Here is a 19,287-nt window from a genome sequence, read left to right on the forward strand (position 1 = left end):
TCAAGGCCCCATTATACTCAATGAGCGAATTTCTGCAACACTGTTTTATCTTGATTTACTGACACCGACCCTGTCGCACAACTGGTACAAGGAACAGGTGGAGCAACGCGGTGAGACAGGGGTGCACTGGTTCTGCCCGAAAGTGACCAGAAGATCGTTGATTATGATCCAATATTGATCAGGCAGCTTCTTTCTCAGGGCGAACTCGGTCTGCTCCGGCGTGTTTGTTTTCACGTACCCCCAACGGTTGCAGATGCGGTGCACGTGGATGTCGACGCAGATGCCGGGCTTGCCAAAACCGAGCGTGACAACCAGGTTCGCGGTCTTACGCCCCACCCCCTTGAAGGTGAGCAGCGTTTCCAGGTCATCAGGGACCGCCCCCTGGTACAGATCGGAGAGGCTTTGCGAGATGGCGAGGATCTGCTCCGCTTTCACACGGTAGAAACCGACCGGGTAGATTGCCTGCTCGATCTCAGCAACGGTCAGATGCGCCATCTTTTGCGGCGTATCCGCCAGGACGAAGAGCCGCGACGACGCCTCGGCCGTGGTCTGGTCGCGGGTCCTCAGGGAAAGGATACAGGAGACGAGCACCTTGAAGGGATCGCGCCCCTGGGTAGCCACAATGGTCACAGCAGGACTGACCCAGGCCTTGACCGCCTCGTTCAGTATCGCTATGGCCTCATGAATCTGCTCGTCACGCATGTCAGATCCTGTTGTTCACGATGCGCATCACAAGCACCCCGAGAATGGAGGCGATGAGACCTACGCAAACCAGGAGAATACCGATGCTGCGCCCCTCTCCAAGGCCCATGAGATCTTTATACTTCATGAAGGCGATGAGACCCAGCCCGGTGAAGGTCATGAGCCCGCCGATGATGAACGTCGACAGGGCAAAAATCGCCCCCGCCATACCTTTTGTCTTTGCCACGAACACCTCTGCTTTTATTGTGAAAAACGCAAAGCTTCGTTATACAAGATGGACCGGTTCAAGGCAACTGCTAAGTGTCCCTTAGCGGTTGCACAAAAGAGAGAAACCCCTATAATGACCTACTGATTAAATCCGGGAGACTCTCATGAACGATCTGGTAGACCTTCATCTTCACTCAACATTTTCCGACGGCGTGCGCACCCCCACCGAACTGGTTGCCATGGCCAAGGGGCTTGGCCTTAAGGCAATCGCACTAGCCGACCACGACACCGTGGCAGGTATCGACGAGGCGCTCGCCGCCGGCGCCGCCGCGGGGGTAGAAGTGCTCCCCGCGCTCGAGTTCTCCGTCGCCTACAGCTCCTTCAAGGACGTCCACCTTCTGGGCTACCTGCTCGACCACCGCGACCTGCAACTCCAGGAGATCCTGAAGGAGTTCAGGGACCGCAGGGAGGCGCGCGGCGACGCCATCGTCAACAGGATCAACGAAAAGCTCGCCACCGAAGGGAGAAAGCCCATCTCGAGCGCCGAAGCAGCCGCCCTCGCCGGTGGCGCGCTCGGGCGCCCGCACATAGCGCAGGTGCTGATGCACAAGGGGTACGTGCGCGACATGCAGGACGCCTTCGTGCGCTATCTGCTTCCCTGCGACGTCCCGAAGCGCTACTTCCCGATGGAGGAGGCGCTCGCTACGGTGCAGCGTCTGGGCGGCATCGCCATACTGGCGCATCCCACCACGATAACCAACGACCGCGACACCCTCTCCCGCATCATCGACGAACTGAGCGCGATGGGGCTTTCCGGCGTGGAAGCCTTCAACAACGTCTGCAGCGAGCAGGAAAGCTGGTTTTTACGGAGTTATGCCGAGAAGAAAGGGCTGATCTGGACCGGCGGGTCCGATTACCACGGCATCGAGGAAGGGATCAGCATGGGTACCGGCCGCGGCACGATGGCGATCCCGTACAGCTGCGTCACCGAACTCAGGCGCATGAAAGAAGAGAGGGGTTAGGAAAAAGAAAGGGCCTGGCGGCTAGGAACGGGACTGAAAACCTGCTGATTCTCACCCCTTCCGCGCCGCCCGGCCCTTGCCGTTCGTGTATGTCAGTTGCTGCGGATAGACCTGCCTCTAGTCCTTCACCGGCTTGTAGCTCAGCACATCGAGCTCACTCTCCACGTCGACCACACCCTTCACCGACATGGCCAGCTTGACGGCCTCCTCGATCTCCTCCTCCGCCTGCACGTGGCCGGCGATGGTGACCACACCGTCCTCGCAGCTGATGCAGAACTTCAGGGCGCGTGCAAGCGACGATTTCAGCAGTTCCGCCTCCACCTTCTTGGCCAGGATGAGATCATCGAGAAGCTCCATCGACTCCTCCTCCCCTTCCTTGAGACGTGCGTCCTTGGAAGCGGCGATGACTGCCTCGATCATGGCGTGCGGGGTGCAGACCTTGGTGTTGAAAAGAAGGTCGTAAGCCAGCGGGTCATTCCAGTCGCGGTCGAAGTAGAAGTGGATGAAACCGCCGAGCTGGTGGTCACTTCTGCGGATCAACTCACGGGCCAGGTCCGGATCGATCCACTCCCTTTCCGCGAATTTTTCCACCCGGTCTTCAAACGGCGCGACGAAACGTACCTTGAGCACGTTGGTGAGTCCCTTGATGAGGTCCTGAGCACCCCTGCCGTAAAGGATGACGTTCCCCTTCTTGGCGCAGTCAAGGAGGATCAGCTCCATGGTGGCAAGGTGAGCTGCCTGCAGGCGGTCTTCCGCGGTACGGTATGACGGGGGCTTCTCGTCCACCCGTTCCAGGATTTCCGGTGTCAGACCATAGGAAGGAGCGAGCTCTTCGATCTTCACCCGGTCAACTAGGGTGTACTTGAGCTTTTTCGCAAGTTCCTTCGCGATGGCGTAGGCGCCGGTACCCATCTCCCTGGATATTGTGATGATTGCCATGCATGCCTCCTTTGCTAATGAAAAACGCACGAATCATAGCATGTAAAGTCGTCCGTATACAAGGGGTTTTGCTGCTTTCGGGGAACTGGACTCAGGTGTAGCGGGGGCAAACGTAGGAGTTGAGAGACAAAAGAGGCGGGGGAGACTCTCCCCCGCCTCTTTTGGTTAGTAGTTTTCCGCGAGACGCTCGAAGTGTGCCTTCGGGTGGTGACAGACCGGGCAGAGGTCCGGGGCGTCGGTTCCCTCGTGGATGTGGCCGCAGTTACGGCATTTCCAGCTGGTCGGAGCCTCTTCCTTGAAGACGGTCCCCTCTTCCACCGTGGCGAGCAACGCCTTGTAACGCTCCTGGTGCGCCTTTTCGATGGCGGCGATGCCATCGAACATGGTCGCCAGCGCCGTGAACCCCTCCTCGCGCGCCTCCTTGGCCATGCGCGGGTACATGTCGACCCACTCGGCGTACTCGCCTGCCGCCGCAGCCTTCAGGTTGGTCACGGTGTCGCCAAGGCCGCTGAGGGCCTTGAAGTGGAGCTTCGCGTGCTCCTTCTCGTTCTCGGCCGTTTCGAGAAACAGTGCCGCGATCTGCTCATACCCTTCCTTCTTGGCCACCGCCGCGTAGTAGGTGTACTTGTTGCGCGCCATCGACTCGCCGGCGAACGCTTCCATCAGGTTCTTCTCGGTCTTGCTTCCTTTCAGTTCCGCCATGCTCTGTTCTCCTTTCGTTGTTGCTTGAAAAACGTTGTCAGGTTGGTCAGTCCACGCTGACCCTCTTGACCCCGTCGACAGCACTTAAGCGGGCAAGCAGTTCGACGGACGACCCCTTTTTCGCCTGCTTGACCTGCAGTTCTATGGATATGACCCCCTTTTCGAGGTCTTTTTGCAACTTCGCGTCCACGTTGTCCATGCCGGTATCGCTCAGGATGTCGTAGACGCGGGCGAGGAAGTCCCCCTTATCCTCCCCCCACACCTTCACCAACACGTAGGTGTCACGGGTGAGCCTACGCTCCACCTCTTTCAGGAGCAGGAGATTGACGAGCGCCACGAGGGTGACTGAGATGGCAAGCCAAAAGAGACCGATGCCGCAGGCGATACCGAGTGCTGCGGCGACCCATAGACAGGCGGCGGTGGTGAGTCCGCGGATTGAGGCGCGCTCGCGGATGATGGCACCCGCGCCCAGAAAGCCGATGCCGGTCACCACCTGCGCCGCGATGCGCCCGGGATCGACGCCGACCGGTCCGTTACCGCTGAAATTTCCAAAGACGCGGTACATCTCGAGCGAGGTAATTGTGAAAAGGCATGCACCAAGCGATACGAGCAGGTGGGTGCGGAAGCCGGCCGGGCGGCCGTGTATCTCCCGCTCCAGGCCGATCAGCCCCCCGAGGAAGGAGGCGAGCAGCAGGCGGGCCAAAAGATGGATGCTCAATTCGGGTCCCAAACGCTACTCCTCGGAGAGCCCAAGCGAAAGGGTCAGCACGACGGTCTTCTCGCGCGAACCGCAGCGGATGGTGAGCGGCACGCGGATCTGGTCACCTTCAGCAACGACCGGAGTTGCCGCGATTTCCAGGGAAAGCGGTGCTTCGTCCGCCGCTTCTGAAAGCTCCAGAACAGCCTCGGACGCTTCAGCCGGTGCGGCGGGAGGGGGTACCTCGGCGAAAGACTCTGCCGGCACCTGTGCCGCAGGCCCGGCAGGGGCCGCTGTCCCTTCCACCATGTGCTGCAGGGTTTCACCGCTTGCGATCCCATCGGCGCCCTTGGCACGCAGGCCGGTCAGGATGCTCTTCACCAGAGCCATCACCCCTTGCAGTACCCCCTGCCCGCTGTGGCCGGAGGTGCTGAAGGCGAGCAGCCGCGAAGGGTTCAACTGGCGCTCCAGCTCGGCGACCGGGAGGGCATCGGCAAGATCGTTCTTGTTCAGATGCAAAACGGCCGGAACGGTGCTCAACCCCTGTCCGTACCCCTTCAGGTAGGAAGAAAGTTCGTCCATGGCGGCCCGGTTCTCATCGAGACGGTGCGGCGAGGAGTCGGCCACGACGACGATGCCATCCGCCCCCTTCAGCACCATCTTCCAGGCGGCCGGATCCACAACCGGTCCGGAGACGGTGTACAGGTGAAAACGGACGCGGAAGCCATCCACGTTGCCGTCGCCGGGCGGGGTGAAGTCGAAGAACAACATGCGCGCGCCTTGCACGCTCATCACCTTCATCGCGCCGCGGAATTCCGGCTTCAGTTTGTTGAAGATGTGCCTAAGGCTGGTTCCCTTCCCTGCCTGGCCGGGGCCGAAAAAGACTATCTTGGCGTTTATTTCGCGTTTTGCCTGGTTCACCAGAGCCATTCGAGGTCCCCCCTGAACTACCTTTTTTCTTTCTTGCTCATCAGGATCTTGCGTGCCTGCGTCGCCAGCACCGTGTTGATGTTCTTGCTTTTCGCAAGGGAGGCGAGGTCCTTTTCCCCCAAGGTTCCCAGGAAGCGCAGGGCGCTGGGAAGCGGCGTCTTGTGGTTTTCCACGAGCGCCTTCCTGATCTGTGCGTTCTTGACCCACTCTTTGTTGGCGCAGATCACCCGCAGGATTTCATCGTTTTGCACCGTCGACTTCGCGATGGCGAGCACCTCCGCCTCGGTCATGCGCGGGTTCTTGATGGCCGCACCCGAGACGAGCTTGTTGTTGTCCTTGATCAGGATGGTGCGCCACTCCTTGTCACCGGTCATGGCGATCTTGATCTTTTCGCTTACCCCGAGTTCCTGCGCTATTTGGAACTTCGACTGAAAGCGCTCTTCGTCGATTTCCTCGTCGTCGGCGCAAGAGTCCTCGGCGGCGGGATCATGCCGCCGTTGCGGCTCCTGACCATTAGCGGCGGCGGATGCTGGGACTACGGGAACGATCCCCTGCGCGGCAAGCCACGCCGACGCCTTCTCGGAGAGGTTCGGGTGTCCGACAAAAACGGTCCCGAGCTCTTGTCGCTTGCCGTGCAGTTGCACCAGCGCGTCCAGCACAACCGGCGGCAGCGCCGGATCAGCCAGTATCCCGACGAGAAACGGCGCATCCAGGGAGCGCAGCGTCCCGACCGCGAGGCGTTTTACCTCCTGGTCCGGATCATGGCAGAGGTAGTACAAAAGCAGTACGAGATCGGACGGCGGCAGCGGCACCTTGCCGGAGGCGGCGAGAATCCGGCTCTCTCTGGGTTTGTCCGCGCCTGCGTAAGGAGCGGCTGCCGCTGAGATCCTCAAGGTAACTTTCGACACGGAATTTTATTTCCCCGCTTTGACGACCTTAGCCGTGAGTCCGCTTTTCTTAAGGCCTGCCGCCGCCTTCTCCGCGCTGGTCGGATCGGTGAAGCTGCCGGCGCGGACCTTGACCACGGTAACCGGGATGTTGGCCTTCTTCAGCACCAGACGAACCCCTTTGTCGTAGAGACGGTCCTGCTCTACGGCGGCCTTCCCTTCCCTCATGAAGGAACCGGCATAGACGGCATAGCGGCCGTTCTCCTTGAGCATGAAGGCGTTCGGTGCCACGCCCTTCAGGCGCCCCAGTTCCTCGGCAGCCTCGTCGTGGTTGCCGAAGTCAGCGAGGAAGAGGCGGTGCATCGGCTCGCCCTTGTGCGATTTGATGGTGACCACGCGGGTGAGACCCGCCTTCTTCAGTTTGTTCGTCACCGACGGGATCTCGCTCTCGGCGAGGTCGTTATCCAGCTCCAGGGCAAATCCCCCCTTTGCCGAGGCTACGGCGGGCTTGACAGCTTTGGCCTTTGCCGCTGTCTTCGCGGCGGGTTTCGCCTCTTTGGCCGCTGCAGCCTTTGGCTCTTTGACAGCGGCAGGCTTTGCCTCTTTGGCAGGAGCGGCTTTTGCCTGCTTGGCGGGAGCGGCGGGCTTAGCTTCCTTAGCCGGAGCAGCCTTCGCTTCCTTAACCGGAGCAGCCTTCGCTTCCTTGGCCGGAGCCGGTTTCGCTTCCTTAGCAGCAGGTTTCGCCTCTTTAGCAGGAGCCGGTTTGGCAGGAGCGGCCGGAGCAGCAGGCTTAGCGGCCGCCTCCGGTTTTGCCGGAGCAGCCGAAGGTGGGGCAGCAGGCTTTCCAGCCTCCGCGGGCTTGCCGGGGGTAGCCTCGGCAGACTTAGGCTTGTCCGCCGTAGCATTTGCGGAGGTGGAGGCGGAGGTCGGACGCGGCGGCAGCGGTTTCTTGACCACGGCAGGAGCAGGCGGCGGTGTCGGGGCGGAAGCCTGTTCCCCGCGCGGCTTGATCAGACCGGTAAAGAAGTACAGGTACGCAAAAAGGATGATGAGGAGCAGAAGCAGCAAAAGGAGCCGCTGTTGCGAGCTCTTCTTCTGTGCAGCATTTTCATCTTCTTCCGGAAAAAATTCTTTCGCCATCTGGCCCATCCTCCCTATTGCATCGAAAAATTACCTGCCCGGTCTCCTCAATCGAAGAGACCGGGCAGTACGTTCAGCTAAGCGCTCTTATGGTTGTTGTTCTTCTGATCCTGCGCCTCAGTGATGATCTTCTGCGCCAGGTGGCTCGGAACCTCCTCGTAATGGGAGAACTCCGAGGTGAACATGCCGCGGTCGCTGGTCATAGAACGCAGGTCGTTGGAGTAGGTCAGTACCTCCGACATCGGGACGACGCTCCTGATGATCTGCGAGTTCGCCTTCGGCTCCACGCCGACCACCTTGCCGCGCCTGGAGTTCAGGTCGCCGATGACGTCACCCATGTTCTCGTCCGGCACGGTTATCTTCATGTTGACGATCGGCTCGAGGAGCACCGGCTTGCACTGTTCCATAGCCTTCTTGAACGCCATGGATCCGGCGACCTTGAAGGCCATCTCCGAGGAGTCGACGGTGTGGAAGGAGCCGTCAAAGAGCGCGACCTTGAAATCGACCACCGGGTTCCCCGCGAGGAAGCCGTCCTTGGCCGCCTCCTGGATACCCTTGTCCACCGCCGGGATGTACTGGCGCGGGATCACGCCGCCGACGATCTTGTCTTCGAAGAGGTACCCTTCGCCGCGCGGCATCGGCGAGAGCTCGATCCAGCAGTCGCCGTACTGGCCGCGTCCGCCGGACTGCTTCTTGTATTTCCCCTGCACCTTCGCGCTGCCGCGGATGGTCTCCAGGTACGGGACCTTCGGGGTCTTCAGGAGCACTTCCACCCCGAACTTGCGCTTCATCTTCTCGACGATCACCTCGAGGTGCACCTGCCCCATGCCGGAGATGATGAACTCGCGGGTCTGCGGGTCGCGGTGGCTCTCGATGGTCGGGTCTTCCTCGATCATGCGCTGCAGGGCGCCGTGGATCTTGTCCTCATCGTTCTTGGTCTTAGGCTCGATGGCGTACGAGATGACCGGGGTGAGCGGCTGGGCCGGCTCGTAGAGAATCGGCTTTCCTTCGTCGCAGAGGGTGTCGCCGGTCACGGTCTCCTTTAGCTTCGCCACGGCTACGATGTCGCCGGCGACCGCCTGCTTGATCGGGTGCTGCTTCTTTCCTTCCAGCTCGAAGATCTGGCCGATGCGCTCCTGCACCCCCTTGGTCGAGTTGTAGACCAGGGAATCGGAATTGAGGACACCGGAGTAGACGCGGAAGATGGTGATCTTGCCGGTGTACGGATCGGAGGTGGTCTTGAAGACCAGTGCCGAAAACGGCTCGCTCTCTGAAGGTCCCCGCTCGATGATCTGTTCCGTCTTCGGATCGATCCCCACCGCCTTGGTTCGGTCCAGGGGAGACGGCAGGTAGTTGCAGATCGCGTCCAAAAGCTGTGCTACGCCGATGTTCATTGCGGCCGAACCGCAGAAGACGGCGGTGAAGGTGCTGCGCATGGTGCCGACCCTGATGCCGTCGATAATCTCCTCTTCGGTGAGTTCGCCGGTGTCGAGGAACTTCTCGGTGAGCGCGTCGTACGCCTCGGCCACCGTCTCAACCATCATGTCGCGCAGTCGCTGCGCCTCGTCGCGGTACTCGGCCGGGATCTCCTCCTCGGAGAACTTGCCGGAGAGATCCTTCGCGTAGCGGTAGGCCTTCATCCGCACTAGGTCGACCACCCCCTCGAAATTCTCCTCTGCGCCAAGCGGCATCTGCACCGCTACCCCGCGCGCCCCGAGCGCCTTCTCCATGTCGTCTATGGCGCGCAAAAAGCTCGCGCGTTCCCGGTCCATCTTGTTCACGAAGGCGATGCGCGGGACCTCGAATTCGTTGGCCCACTGCCAGACCTCCTCGGTCTGGACCTTGACCCCCGAAATGGCGGAGAGGATCACCACGGCGCAGTCGAGGGAACGCATGCAGGCGCGGGTGTCAGCGATGAAGTTTCCGTATCCCGGGGTGTCGACGATGTGGATGGAGTGCCCGTTCCATTCACAGTGGTCGAGGGAGGAGGTGATGGAGATCCGGCGCTTGATCTCTTCCGGCTCGAAATCCATCGTGGAGCTGCCGTCGTCGACCCGCCCGAGCCGGTCGATCATGCCCGTATCGAACAGGATCGCCTCGGCCAGCGTGGTCTTGCCGGCGCCGCCGTGAGCTACAATACCGAGGTTACGCAGTTTTGCCGTTTCATACCTTCCCATAGTGCCCTCCCTTTAGAATGAAGATCATCAATGACCTACGCTTCAACGAGACCTGACTTGAGACGAAACAGACTACTACCAACTACCTGGCTGAAACTCTGGAGTGGATTTCGGGAACCTCCCTCACCCGCCTTGCGGATGGACCTGCATGTGCCGGTTACGCGTAAGCCCTAAGGCTTGTTCCTTTTGTAGATGATGCGCAGCCCCTCGAGGGTGAGGAACTCGTCCACCGCCTCGATGGTGCTCGACTCGGGTGCAATGAGCGAGGCGAGGCCGCCGGTGGCGATGACCTTCAACGGCTCCTTCCCCTCGGCCTTCATGCGCTGCACGATGCCGTCGACGAGTCCCACGTAGCCGAAGAAGATGCCGGCCTGCATCGAGTTCACCGTGTTCTTGGCGATGATGCTCGGCGGGCGAGCGATGTCGACGCGCGGCAGCTTGCTCGCCTTCTGGAACAGCGCCTCCATGGAGATGGCAAGCCCCGGAGCGATGGCCCCGCCGCAGTACTCGCCCTTCTTGTTCACGTAGTCGAAAGTGGTCGCGGTGCCAAAGTCGACGATGATGAGCGCCGAGCGGTACTTCTCGTAGCCGGCTATGGCGTTGACGATGCGGTCCGCGCCGACCTCCTTTGGGTTGTCGTAGTGGATCGGCATGCCGGTCTTGATCCCCGGGCCCACGATGTAGGGGGTGATCTTGAAGTACTGGCGTGCGAGCTTTTCGAGCACCCCGGTCAGGGTGGGGACCACCGAGGAGACGATGATGTCCTTCACGTCCGAGAAGACGATCCCCGATAGGCGGAACAGGTCGTGGAACAGGATGCCGTACTCGTCGATGGTCTTGGACTTGTCGGTGGAAACCCGCCAGTCCTGTACGAGGCGCTCCTCGTCGTATATGCCGAGAACGATGTTGCTGTTCCCTACGTCAATCACCAAAAGCAAACGAAACCTCCAAAGACTAAAAACTAAAGACTGAAAGCAAGGCTTCAACGCAAAGACGCCAAGGCGCGAAGCCGCAAAGAAAACATCGAAAGGGGTAGCCTTAAAACCTGTTTCTCCTTAGCGTCTCCGCGACTTTGCGTCTTTGCGTTAAAGCCGTTGGTCTGACTTTAAATCAGCGCCACGTCGCCTGAGAGCACCGTCTCGACCGTGCCGTCGATAAGCTTGACGAGGAGCGCACCGAAGGAATCCACCCCCTGCACCTCACCGGTGAACTCGCGCTCTCCCTGGCTCACTTTAACGCTGCGCCCCCGGATCGCGGAACGCTCGAGCCACTCAGCCCTTACCGGCCCCTCCCCTTCCTGCAGGAAGACGTCGTAGAGCGCGTCAAGCTCGGTCAAAAGCCTCCTGGTGAAGGCGACCCGATCCACTTCCTCGCCACCCTCCTCGATCAGCGAGGTAGCCGGATGGCGCAAAAGCGACTCCGCTATCGACGACATCCTGATGTTCAGGTTCACCCCGATCCCGAGCACGACGAAATTCACCTTCTCGGTCTCGGCGTTCATCTCGTTCAAAAGCCCGGCTACCTTCTTACCGTTAATCAGGATGTCGTTGGGCCACTTGATCTGTGGCTTCAAGCTCGTGCAGCTCTCGATGGCACGCGCCACGGCGACCACGGAGAGAAAGGTAAGCTGGCAAGCCGCCATCGGCGCTATGTCCGGACGCAGCACCACGGAGCAGTAGAGGTTCACGCCGGCAGGCGACAGCCATACCCGGCCGAGCCTGCCCTTCCCGGCACTCTGAGCGTCGGCGATGACCACGGTCCCCTCGACGGCACCTTCCTCGGCCATCTTGAAGGCGACCTGGTTCGTGGACTCCGTTTCCTTTAGGCAGACGATGCGGGAACCGACCCTCCTGGTGGTGAGGCCGGAAGAGAGATCCAACTGGGTGAGGAGTTTGGGGGAGGAGAGCAACCGGTAACCCTTCGAGGGGACTGCTTCGATGAGATATCCTGCGGCGCGCAGCCCCTTGACGTGCTTCCAGACGGCGGTGCGCGAAACGCCTAAAAGCCGGCTGAGCGCAGCTCCGGAGACGACCCCGTCGCCGGAGCGGAACAGCTCTATGATCCTGCCGTCGACCCCGGAGTCTTTCAAACGTCCTCCATGAGCATTGAGATGTCGGTCGCGCGTACCGAGTGGGTGAGCGCACCGACCGATATGATATCCACACCGGTCAGGGCTATGGACCTGATCGTCTTCAGGTTCACCCCCCCGGACGCCTCGACCAGCGCCCTCTTATCGATAAGTTGCACAGCCTCGGTCATCTGATCAAGGCTCATGTTGTCGAGCATGATGATGTCCGCACCGGCGTCCAGCGCCTGCTGCACCTCGTCAAGCGTCTCGGTCTCCACCTCGATCTTCAGGGTGTGCGGGATGTAGGCTCGGGCAGCGCGCACCGCCTCGGCGATCCCCCCTGCGGCGGCGATGTGATTCTCTTTGATGAGAACGCCGTCGTAGAGTCCGGTGCGATGGTTCGTCCCTCCCCCCACGCGCACGGAGTACTTCTCAAGGACGCGCAGGCCCGGGGTCGTCTTGCGGGTATCGACCACTCGCGCGCCGGTTCCCTCAAGTTCCTGCACGAAGGCCGCGGTCTGCGTGGCAATGCCGGACATGCGCTGCAAAAGGTTCAGGGAGACGCGTTCCCCCTGCAAAAGCGAGGCGGCATCCCCTTCCATCCTGGCTATGATGTCGCCCTTCTCAAGGCGCGCACCGTCCTGAAATTCCGCGGTGAAGGTGATGTCGGCATCGAGCCGGGCAAAAACGCGGCGGGCAACATCGATGCCGGAAAGGACCATGGCCTCCTTCGCGACAAGACGTGCGCGCATCCTGCGTGGCTTGGTGAGCACGGAAAGGGTTGTGATGTCCCCGGTGTGGATATCCTCGGCGAGGGCGTTATCAATTATGTTATCGATTTGGTTCATATTATCCGGCATCTCCCTGTGTTAAGCGGCATTTTTTTATAGCACAGCTTAACTAGGCCCGCAACCGCTAATAAATCCCGCCAAGATGCTACTGACGCCACTCCAGCGGGACTCCGGCCTGGGCCGCGGCAAGGTCGAGGGCCTGGATCCTGTTGAGCATCTCGCTTATCTTCGCATCGTCGCCGGCGATCTCGGCTTCCATGACGTTTATCGCCTGACGGTCGCTCGCCTTATGGAAGAAGGTACGCTTACGACGCAGCTCCTCGAGCGCCTGTTCCTTGCCGGTACGGCCGTCCTGCAGGCTTTTCAGTTCGCTTCTAAGCGTCTTGTAGCGGTCGCGCCACCAGCGCTCGCCGTGACCGCCCGGCTCGAGCGGCTTTTGCTGCGGCTCCTGTCGCATCGTCCCGCCGGTTGAGGGGGCAACCGTCGTGGCCTTGTCGGAAACCTCAACCCGGCGCGCCCGGTCCAGGTACTGTTTAGGGATTTTGTTGCGGTTATCGGTGAAGTGCACCACGCCTTCCGCATCGGTCCATTGATAGAAGGCCGCTCGTGCAGGCAGCGGTGACAGGAGAGCCAGTATCAGAAGAGAGAGCAACAGGTGCCTCATCCTTCCCCCTTTTGGTGCCTTAAATGGCCGAACATAAAAAACAATCAATAGTTTTGAATTGACGATGGCTATTGCGATGTGTATATTATCCCGGCTGTGCCTAGGCAGAGCAAATAAATAGCCAGAAGGAGTGTACCATGCAGTTTCGCCTCGCCTTACTTATGGTTCTTATCGTCTGCGCGTCGCCTGTTGCGCTTTTCGCAAAAGAGACCAAAGACGTCAAGTTCCCTCTTAAGAACGCGGATGCAGTTGTCTTCAGTCACGATGTGCACCTGAAGAAATATAACAACAATTGCAGGATCTGTCACAACGCTATCTTCGATCTTAAGGCGAAGCACCACTTCACCATGGCAGAGATGGAGAAGACCAAGTCCTGCGGTGCCTGTCACACCGGCATCAAGGCCTTCAGCGTAGCCGATGAAAAGAGTTGCGTCAAATGTCACAAAGGCAAGCCGCGCAACGTAGACTTCAAAGTAAAAAGCGCCGGCCAGACTGTATTCAGCCACTCCGTTCACATCGCCAAGGTCGGTTCCTGCAGGGCATGCCACAACGGCACCGTGATCACCGGCAAGGAAGGGCGCGTGACCATGGCCCAGATGGAAAAAGGCAAGACCTGCGGCGCATGCCACAACGGTAAAAAAGCCTTCACCGTCGCCGGCAACTGCGGTAAGTGCCACGCCGGGATGAAGCCGCGCGAGATCACCTGGAAGGCCAAAGGGGTGACCGACGCGAAGTTCAGCCATGACTTCCACCTCGAAGCGTTCAGCTGCAAAGACTGCCACACCAAGCTCTTCGCCTTCAAGGCAGGCGCTAAGCACTTCACCATGGCGGATATGGGCAAAGGCAAGTCCTGCGGCGGCTGCCACAACGGCAAGGAAGCCTTCACCGTTGCCGGTGACTGCAACAAGTGCCACAAGGGTTACAAGCCTGGCAAGATTCTCTTCAAGAACGATGGCGGCGAAGTAACCTTCAGCCACGAGTTCCACCTTGAAGCCTACAAGTGTGCCGACTGCCACAACAAGATCTTCCCGATGCAGGCCGGTGCCAAGCATCACACCATGGGCGACATGGAAAAAGGTCTGTCCTGCGGCGCATGCCACAACGGCAAAGACGCCTTCACCTCTTCCGGTGAGTGCGACAAGTGCCACAAGATGTAACTCTCAAGCGGTAATCAAAAACATCAAAAGGCGGGACCTGAACAGGTCCCGCCTTTTTTTACGCCCTTTCCCCAACAGAGAAAACCTGTGGCCCGCTCGGCGGCATCGGGTATACTTGCCGAGTTTGAAATTCTTCTAACCGGAGGGCCACCCATGTCAAGACGCCGCTACTGCCTCGCCGCTCTGCTCATGCTTATGACCCTGCTCCCTTCGCATCCCGCCAAGGCCGACGACGTTATCATCGGCGACGTAGTCATGACCGTCATTCCCGTCACAGCCTTCGCGGTCGCCTTCTTCAAGGACGACGCGGAAGGTGAAAAGCAGTGGCTGCGCAACCTGGCCGCCAACCAGCTCATCACCTCCGCGGCAAGGCTCGGCTTCAATCAGACCAGTTGGGGCGAGCGTCCCAACGGTCATCCCTACGGCTTCCCATCCGGACATGTAGCATTCGCCGGATCGGGCGCCGCCTTTTTAAGCGAGCGCTACGGGTGGCACTACGGCCTTCCCGCCTGGATAGGCACCGCCTACGTCGCGTACAACCGCGTCGACAACCACAGCCATCGCTGGCGCGACGCCATCGCCTCGGGCGCCATCGCTTTCGGCGTCGGCAAACTCTTCGTCACCCCCGAAAACGCCACTCACATCGCCCCGACCATCGGACCGGACTGGATCGGCATGCGCTGGCAGCGCTCCTGGTAAAGGAGGAACCCGTCATGGCGAAGCTCTTTCTCGGATGCAGCGGCTTCAGCTACGACCACTGGCGTGGCAATTTCTATCCCGAAGGGCTTCCCGCCAAGCGGTGGTTCGAGCATTACCGCTCCGTGTTCGACACCGTTGAGCTGAACGTCACCTTCTACCGGACGCCCAAGGCCGAGACGTTCCAGCACTGGTATGAGGAAAGCGAGGGGTCCTTTTCCTTCGCCATCAAGGGTAGTCGTTTCATCACGCACATAAAGAGACTAGTTGACATAGAGGAGGCCGTCGCGAGGTTCTTCACCCCGGCGGAAGAACTGCGCGAGAAGCTGCAGGTGGTGCTCTGGCAGTTCCCGCCGCAGTTCAGGGCGGATATGCCGCGCTTGGAGAGCTTTCTCGACCAAGTGGCACCTTATCACGGCAGGCACACGCTCGAGTTCAGGAACGAGAGCTGGCTTACCGACGACGTGGTGAGGCTCTGTCGCAGCCGCAACGTCTCGCTCTGCATGGCGGACCATCCGACCTTTCTGGATGAAACACCCATCACGGCGGACTTCGTCTACATCAGGCGGCACGGCTTGCAAGGGAGTTACAACGGGTTTTACACGGACGAGGAGTTGCAAAAAGACGCGGCCCGCATCAGGAAGTACCTGGGGCGCGGTTTGGATGTGTATATATATTTCAACAACGACGCAGGCGGCGCCGCCCCCCAAAACGCCCGCGGTCTCGCAGCCATGCTAAAGGCGTAGCCCGAGGTGCCGTCGGTGGCACTCCCCACTCAATAGAGGCGTACAACCCGCCAGCTCCCCACGAAGCCCTACATGAGCCCCTGCGTCCCCCCCTTTGCGAAGGGGGGACAGGGGGATTTGCCTTTAGATGAAACGCCGGCTTACCCATTAAACCAACTCTGTGCGCTGCGGCCCACAAACATGCTCAACCGTAGTTTCAACGCTCCCGCCGCCGACCGTCAGGTAGATATTTCCCTCAGTGATGGTGACCGACCAGTTGATGACCCGTTCCAACCCGTCGCAAAGCTCCCTCAGGAACTTGAAACCAACCATGCAGACGGTGAGGTTCTTCACCTGTTCCAGCTTCTGCTGGTGCTGGGCCAGCCAGCGGGTCACGTTGGCCCCGAAGGCAAGCAGGACCGCGTGCTCCACGTGGCGGCAAGACTTCGCGAGCCGTTCAGGATCTGGCTGCCCCACCTCAACCCAGAGCTGCACACGCCCATCCGGTCCTTTGCTCCAGAGATCCGGCTCGTCGCCAGAGCCGATCCCCTTGGTGAAGGATAGCTCCTCGCGGTAGCAAAGCGCGTATGCCAGAAGCCGGGTAAGCAGCCGTTCCGCGGTCTCGGAGGGATGCTGGGCGATGGTGGTCTGCAGCTCGGCGTAGATCTGGCGGTCCAGGTCCGAGAGCTGCACGGAAGCGCGGTAAATAGTGGAGGGAAGTGCCACTTAAAAGACTCCTTTTTATTTAGTGCGCGGGGCAGATTGCAGGTGAGAGGCTCCGCAGGTGCCTGTCGCCTTAAACGAGCAAGGGAAGGCGCTGCGCGCCAGGGCGAATGATTATTCGCCCCGACGGAAGAACAAGGCAATCGTTAAGGACTTCCTGCAATCCCCGTCCACTGTAGGGACGAATAATTATTCGCCCCCCTCCTTCGCCCAGCGTTTCCAGTCGAAACCGTCGAAGTCGATGAGCAGCGCGAGCGGAATAAAGGTGTCCAGCTCACTCATCCTCCGTCCCAGCAGCCGCCCGGTGAAATCCCGAAACAGCGCCACCTCCTCGCGGAAGATGGCATCAAACGGTGCGGCGAGCCCCGGGAGTTCCAGCGGATCGACGTCGGTGAAATTCATGGTGCACCACTCGTCGTGCATCACCTCCCCCTCCGTGTCGAGAAGCGGAATGCCGTGCAAACGACAGGTCATCGGGCGGTTTTGGTAAACGAGGCAGCGCCCGTCGTCGCCTAAGAGCACGCAAGGAGTCTCGTCCTCGTCCGGCATCAAGAGTTCCCAGTCCTCCTCCGGGCGGTAATTCAGCACGAAGGGATGGTCGAGCTCCGGCCAATGCTCCCGCATCAAGGCGAGCCGTTCACGGCACTTGGCCAGCACTGCATCCTTGACCGGGACAGGCAAGGCGTCGAAGCCCAGCTTCAGGTAGTAGGCGTCCATGAGCGTGATGTCGAAGGTGCTCCGGCAGCAGGCCGAGCAGCCGCTTTGGCAGGCGATGTGCTCCGGGTAAGCCTCCATGGAGCGGGAGAACCAGGCATCCACCTGGGAGAGCAACTCTTTATTTCTTTGCAGTATTTCGTCCATAAAGAAAACAATCCGTCCATGGTCCCCTCCCCTGAAGGGGGAGGGTCAGGGAGGGGGCGCGCAGCGTCATGTTCATGCTTCCCCCCTCCCGACCTCCCCCCTCCGGGTGGAGGAGCAGGAAAAACAAAGGCGGCAATGGAACAATTGCCGCCTTCAATGAAACAGGTGATGCCGGGTGAACTAGGCGAGGATCTCGGCCTTGGTGAAGATGGACTTCAGCCAGTACCCTTCCGACTCGATGTTCTCGCGGCCGCCTTCCTCGCGGTCCACCAGGGTGACCACGCCGAGTACCTTCAGCCCTTCTTCCTCGGCGCGCTTGATAGCCTTGATGGAGGAACCGCCGCTCGTCACCACGTCCTCGACGATGACAACCTTGGAACCGGGCTTAAGGTTCTTGCGCCCTTCCAACCAGGCGCCGGTGCCGTGGCCTTTCGGTTCCTTGCGGATGATGAAAGCCGGAACAGGCTTACCTTCCAGGAAGCTCACCACGGAGGTCGAGGTGGCGATCGGGTCGGCGCCCAGGGTGAGCCCCCCTACCCCTTCAACCCCTTCCACGTCCTTGATCGCATCGAAGAAGAGCTTGCCGGTCAGGTAGCCGCCCTCGGGGTGCAGCGTGGTCTGCTTCCCGTCAAAGTAAAAGTCGCTCTGACGACCGGAAGCCAAGGTCACGTTCCTCTTCTCGTAGGACAGCTCAATAATGATCTTCTTCAGCCTTTCCTTCTCGCTCATTTCTTCTCGATCTCCTTTTCGAATAGTCCCATCTGCGGCTCTTCGAGCAGACGCGGGAATTTAACCGGATAGCCACCGGTGAAGCAGGCGGTGCAGAAGCCGGCGTTTTCCGCGCCGACGGTAGACATGAGACCTTCTTCGGAAAGATAGCCGAGCGAGTCGGCGGTTATGTAGCGGCGGATCTCGTCGATGGAGTGGGACGAGGAGATCAGCTCCTTGCGGTTCGGGGTATCGATGCCGTAGTAGCAGGGGTAGCTGGTCGGCGGCGAGGAGATGCGCACGTGCACCTCGGAGGCGCCCGCGTTCCTTATCATCTTGACGATCTTCCTGGAGGTGGTGCCGCGCACGATGGAGTCGTCAATGACGACGACGCGCTTGCCTTTGAGCACCTCGCGTACCGGGTTCAGCTTAATCTTCACGCCGAAGTGACGGATCGCCTGCTGCGGCTCGATGAAGGTACGCCCGACGTAGTGGTTGCGGATGAGTCCGAGCTCGAACGGGATGCCGGATTCCTCGGCGTAGCCAAGGGCGGCCGGAACGCCGGAGTCCGGGATCGGAATGACGATGTCGGCGTCGACCTTGTGCTCGCGGGCCAGTTGGCGCCCCTGAGCCTTACGCACCTGGTACACGTTCTTGCCGAAGATGTGGGAGTCCGGACGCGCGAAGTAGACGAACTCGAAGATGCACGGGGTCGGCTCCGCCTTCTTAAGCGGGAAGAAGGAGGTCATGCCATTTTTGTCGATGACGATCACCTCGCCCGGCTCGATTTCGCGGATGAACTCGGCGTCGATCAGGTCGAGGGCGCAGCTCTCGGAGGCGACCACGTAGGCGCTTCCCAGCCGACCGAGGCAAAGCGGGCGGAAGCCGTTAGGGTCGCGCGCCGCCATCATGCGGCTTTCGGTCAGGAAGAGAAGGCAGTAGGCGCCCTGGATCCGGTTCAGTGCATCGGTCAGGCGGTCCAGAAGCGAGTTGGCCTTGGAGGTGGCGAGCAGGTGCACGATGATCTCGGTGTCCATCGTGGTCTGGAAGATGGAACCGTAGGCCTCGAGCTCGTCCTTGATGATCTGGGCGTTGACGATGTTGCCGTTGTGGGCGACCGCGATGGAGCCGCGGGAGTAATCCACGTTGATGGGCTGTACGTTCTTGATCACCGACGACCCGGTGGTCGAGTAGCGGACGTGGCCGATGGCCGACCGGCCGGGAAGGGTCTTGAAGATCTCCTGGTTGCCGAAGACGTCGGCGACGAGACCCATGCTTTTATGTGCGTGCAGGTTGGCACCGTCAGAGGAGACGATACCGCAGCTTTCCTGTCCCCTGTGCTGCAAGGCGTAGAGCCCAAGGTAGGTGAGGTTGGACGCCTCCGGGTGGTTGAAGACACCGAAAATGCCGCACTCTTCTTCGGGCCTGCGCATCATCATTTCTTCCACGACTGCTCCTTGTCTTTAGTCCCCCCTACCCTTGCGGGAGGGG

Annotated in this window: 21 protein-coding genes; 4 read left to right on the plus strand and 17 right to left on the minus strand. The window is 60.3% G+C overall.

All coding sequences use genetic code 11. From position 1 onward, the window contains the following. Window positions 1–45: 45 nt before the first annotated feature. Window positions 46–702, minus strand: coding sequence for an endonuclease III domain-containing protein (locus tag E8K79_RS04015; RefSeq protein WP_136513579.1), 657 nt, complete (start codon window positions 700–702; stop codon window positions 46–48). Window position 703: 1 nt separating this feature from the next. Beyond that, entirely contained in the window at window positions 704–928 is a 225-nt protein-coding gene (locus tag E8K79_RS04020; RefSeq protein WP_129126267.1) for a hypothetical protein, read from the minus strand. 145 nt (window positions 929–1,073) lie between these two features. Between E8K79_RS04020 and E8K79_RS04025 the strand changes: the two genes are divergently transcribed. After that, window positions 1,074–1,931 (plus strand): PHP domain-containing protein, encoded by an 858-nt coding sequence (locus tag E8K79_RS04025; protein WP_136513580.1) that lies wholly within the window; start codon window positions 1,074–1,076, stop codon window positions 1,929–1,931. 117 nt (window positions 1,932–2,048) lie between these two features. Here the strand turns inward: E8K79_RS04025 and E8K79_RS04030 are convergent, their stop codons facing one another. The 11 genes from E8K79_RS04030 to E8K79_RS04080 all read right to left on the minus strand — a co-directional run bounded on the left by E8K79_RS04030 (window position 2,049) and on the right by E8K79_RS04080 (window position 12,926). Beyond that, window positions 2,049–2,870 carry a cytidylate kinase family protein gene (locus E8K79_RS04030; RefSeq protein ID WP_136513581.1) on the minus strand — a complete coding sequence of 274 codons (822 nt, stop codon included), beginning with the start codon at window positions 2,868–2,870 and terminating at the stop codon, window positions 2,049–2,051. 165 nt (window positions 2,871–3,035) lie between these two features. Continuing rightward, on the minus strand, window positions 3,036–3,572 hold the full coding sequence (gene rbr / locus E8K79_RS04035; protein ID WP_136513582.1) for a rubrerythrin: 537 nt from the start codon (window positions 3,570–3,572) through the stop codon (window positions 3,036–3,038). Between the two features lie 46 nt (window positions 3,573–3,618). Then, a complete protein-coding gene (locus E8K79_RS04040) occupies window positions 3,619–4,302 on the minus strand; it encodes an MgtC/SapB family protein (RefSeq protein ID WP_135869649.1) in 684 nt (227 codons plus the stop codon). Window positions 4,303–4,305: 3 nt separating this feature from the next. Beyond that, entirely contained in the window at window positions 4,306–5,199 is an 894-nt protein-coding gene (locus E8K79_RS04045) for a GTP-binding protein (RefSeq protein WP_136513583.1), read from the minus strand. A gap of 17 nt (window positions 5,200–5,216) precedes the next feature. After that, window positions 5,217–6,107 carry a hypothetical protein gene (locus E8K79_RS04050; RefSeq protein ID WP_136513584.1) on the minus strand — a complete coding sequence of 297 codons (891 nt, stop codon included), beginning with the start codon at window positions 6,105–6,107 and terminating at the stop codon, window positions 5,217–5,219. A gap of 6 nt (window positions 6,108–6,113) precedes the next feature. Next, window positions 6,114–7,226 carry an SPOR domain-containing protein gene (locus E8K79_RS04055; RefSeq protein WP_136513585.1) on the minus strand — a complete coding sequence of 371 codons (1,113 nt, stop codon included), beginning with the start codon at window positions 7,224–7,226 and terminating at the stop codon, window positions 6,114–6,116. 77 nt (window positions 7,227–7,303) lie between these two features. Continuing rightward, window positions 7,304–9,403, minus strand: a complete 2,100-nt coding sequence (fusA, locus tag E8K79_RS04060) for an elongation factor G (RefSeq protein WP_135869645.1) — start codon at window positions 9,401–9,403, stop codon at window positions 7,304–7,306. Between the two features lie 170 nt (window positions 9,404–9,573). After that, window positions 9,574–10,341 carry a type III pantothenate kinase gene (locus E8K79_RS04065; protein WP_136513586.1) on the minus strand — a complete coding sequence of 256 codons (768 nt, stop codon included), beginning with the start codon at window positions 10,339–10,341 and terminating at the stop codon, window positions 9,574–9,576. 167 nt (window positions 10,342–10,508) lie between these two features. Then, complete coding sequence (locus E8K79_RS04070) at window positions 10,509–11,492, minus strand: biotin--[acetyl-CoA-carboxylase] ligase (protein WP_136513587.1); 984 nt, start codon at window positions 11,490–11,492, stop codon at window positions 10,509–10,511. After that, the gene (gene nadC, locus E8K79_RS04075) at window positions 11,489–12,319 is read right to left on the minus strand and encodes a carboxylating nicotinate-nucleotide diphosphorylase (protein ID WP_136513588.1); all 831 of its coding nucleotides are present in this window, start codon (window positions 12,317–12,319) and stop codon (window positions 11,489–11,491) included. The genes E8K79_RS04070 and nadC overlap by 4 nt, the downstream gene beginning before the upstream one ends. Window positions 12,320–12,407: 88 nt before the next feature. Continuing rightward, a complete protein-coding gene (locus E8K79_RS04080; RefSeq protein ID WP_136513589.1) occupies window positions 12,408–12,926 on the minus strand; it encodes a DUF4124 domain-containing protein in 519 nt (172 codons plus the stop codon). Window positions 12,927–13,063: 137 nt separating this feature from the next. On the opposite strand from E8K79_RS04080, the gene E8K79_RS04085 reads away from it, so the two are divergent. The 3 genes from E8K79_RS04085 to E8K79_RS04095 all read left to right on the plus strand — a co-directional run bounded on the left by E8K79_RS04085 (window position 13,064) and on the right by E8K79_RS04095 (window position 15,525). Further along, complete coding sequence (locus tag E8K79_RS04085; RefSeq protein ID WP_136513590.1) at window positions 13,064–14,083, plus strand: cytochrome c3 family protein; 1,020 nt, start codon at window positions 13,064–13,066, stop codon at window positions 14,081–14,083. A 153-nt stretch (window positions 14,084–14,236) separates the two neighbouring features. Then, window positions 14,237–14,782, plus strand: a complete 546-nt coding sequence (locus tag E8K79_RS04090; protein WP_136513591.1) for a phosphatase PAP2 family protein — start codon at window positions 14,237–14,239, stop codon at window positions 14,780–14,782. A gap of 14 nt (window positions 14,783–14,796) precedes the next feature. Next, the gene (locus E8K79_RS04095; protein ID WP_136513592.1) at window positions 14,797–15,525 is read left to right on the plus strand and encodes a DUF72 domain-containing protein; all 729 of its coding nucleotides are present in this window, start codon (window positions 14,797–14,799) and stop codon (window positions 15,523–15,525) included. A gap of 147 nt (window positions 15,526–15,672) precedes the next feature. Here E8K79_RS04095 and E8K79_RS04100 read toward each other — a convergent pair whose 3' ends face one another. The 4 genes from E8K79_RS04100 to purF all read right to left on the minus strand — a co-directional run bounded on the left by E8K79_RS04100 (window position 15,673) and on the right by purF (window position 19,235). Continuing rightward, window positions 15,673–16,230, minus strand: a complete 558-nt coding sequence (locus E8K79_RS04100) for a YaeQ family protein (protein ID WP_136513593.1) — start codon at window positions 16,228–16,230, stop codon at window positions 15,673–15,675. Between the two features lie 186 nt (window positions 16,231–16,416). After that, on the minus strand, window positions 16,417–17,088 hold the full coding sequence (locus E8K79_RS04105; RefSeq protein ID WP_136513594.1) for a YkgJ family cysteine cluster protein: 672 nt from the start codon (window positions 17,086–17,088) through the stop codon (window positions 16,417–16,419). A gap of 180 nt (window positions 17,089–17,268) precedes the next feature. Then, on the minus strand, window positions 17,269–17,817 hold the full coding sequence (gene pyrE, locus E8K79_RS04110; protein ID WP_136513595.1) for an orotate phosphoribosyltransferase: 549 nt from the start codon (window positions 17,815–17,817) through the stop codon (window positions 17,269–17,271). Continuing rightward, window positions 17,814–19,235, minus strand: a complete 1,422-nt coding sequence (purF, locus tag E8K79_RS04115) for an amidophosphoribosyltransferase (protein WP_136513971.1) — start codon at window positions 19,233–19,235, stop codon at window positions 17,814–17,816. The genes pyrE and purF overlap by 4 nt, the downstream gene beginning before the upstream one ends. Window positions 19,236–19,287 lie beyond the last annotated feature (52 nt).

This window comes from Geomonas edaphica, assembly GCF_004917075.1.
Taxonomy (GTDB): Bacteria; Desulfobacterota; Desulfuromonadia; order Geobacterales; family Geobacteraceae; genus Geomonas; species Geomonas edaphica.

What these genes read in the sequence shown, in the direction of transcription:
- E8K79_RS04015 (WP_136513579.1), bottom strand. Translation starts at nt 702, where the DNA reads ATGCGTGACGAGCAGATTCATGAGGCCATAGCGATACTGAACGAGGCG.
- E8K79_RS04025 (WP_136513580.1), top strand. Translation starts at nt 1,074, where the DNA reads ATGAACGATCTGGTAGACCTTCATCTTCACTCAACATTTTCCGACGGC.
- E8K79_RS04030 (WP_136513581.1), bottom strand. Translation starts at nt 2,870, where the DNA reads ATGGCAATCATCACAATATCCAGGGAGATGGGTACCGGCGCCTACGCC.
- rbr (WP_136513582.1), bottom strand. Translation starts at nt 3,572, where the DNA reads ATGGCGGAACTGAAAGGAAGCAAGACCGAGAAGAACCTGATGGAAGCG.
- E8K79_RS04045 (WP_136513583.1), bottom strand. Translation starts at nt 5,199, where the DNA reads ATGGCTCTGGTGAACCAGGCAAAACGCGAAATAAACGCCAAGATAGTC.
- E8K79_RS04055 (WP_136513585.1), bottom strand. Translation starts at nt 7,226, where the DNA reads ATGGCGAAAGAATTTTTTCCGGAAGAAGATGAAAATGCTGCACAGAAG.
- fusA (WP_135869645.1), bottom strand. Translation starts at nt 9,403, where the DNA reads ATGGGAAGGTATGAAACGGCAAAACTGCGTAACCTCGGTATTGTAGCT.
- nadC (WP_136513588.1), bottom strand. Translation starts at nt 12,319, where the DNA reads ATGAACCAAATCGATAACATAATTGATAACGCCCTCGCCGAGGATATC.
- E8K79_RS04080 (WP_136513589.1), bottom strand. Translation starts at nt 12,926, where the DNA reads ATGAGGCACCTGTTGCTCTCTCTTCTGATACTGGCTCTCCTGTCACCG.
- E8K79_RS04085 (WP_136513590.1), top strand. Translation starts at nt 13,064, where the DNA reads ATGCAGTTTCGCCTCGCCTTACTTATGGTTCTTATCGTCTGCGCGTCG.
- E8K79_RS04090 (WP_136513591.1), top strand. Translation starts at nt 14,237, where the DNA reads ATGTCAAGACGCCGCTACTGCCTCGCCGCTCTGCTCATGCTTATGACC.
- E8K79_RS04095 (WP_136513592.1), top strand. Translation starts at nt 14,797, where the DNA reads ATGGCGAAGCTCTTTCTCGGATGCAGCGGCTTCAGCTACGACCACTGG.
- E8K79_RS04105 (WP_136513594.1), bottom strand. Translation starts at nt 17,088, where the DNA reads ATGGACGAAATACTGCAAAGAAATAAAGAGTTGCTCTCCCAGGTGGAT.
- pyrE (WP_136513595.1), bottom strand. Translation starts at nt 17,817, where the DNA reads ATGAGCGAGAAGGAAAGGCTGAAGAAGATCATTATTGAGCTGTCCTAC.
- purF (WP_136513971.1), bottom strand. Translation starts at nt 19,235, where the DNA reads ATGATGATGCGCAGGCCCGAAGAAGAGTGCGGCATTTTCGGTGTCTTC.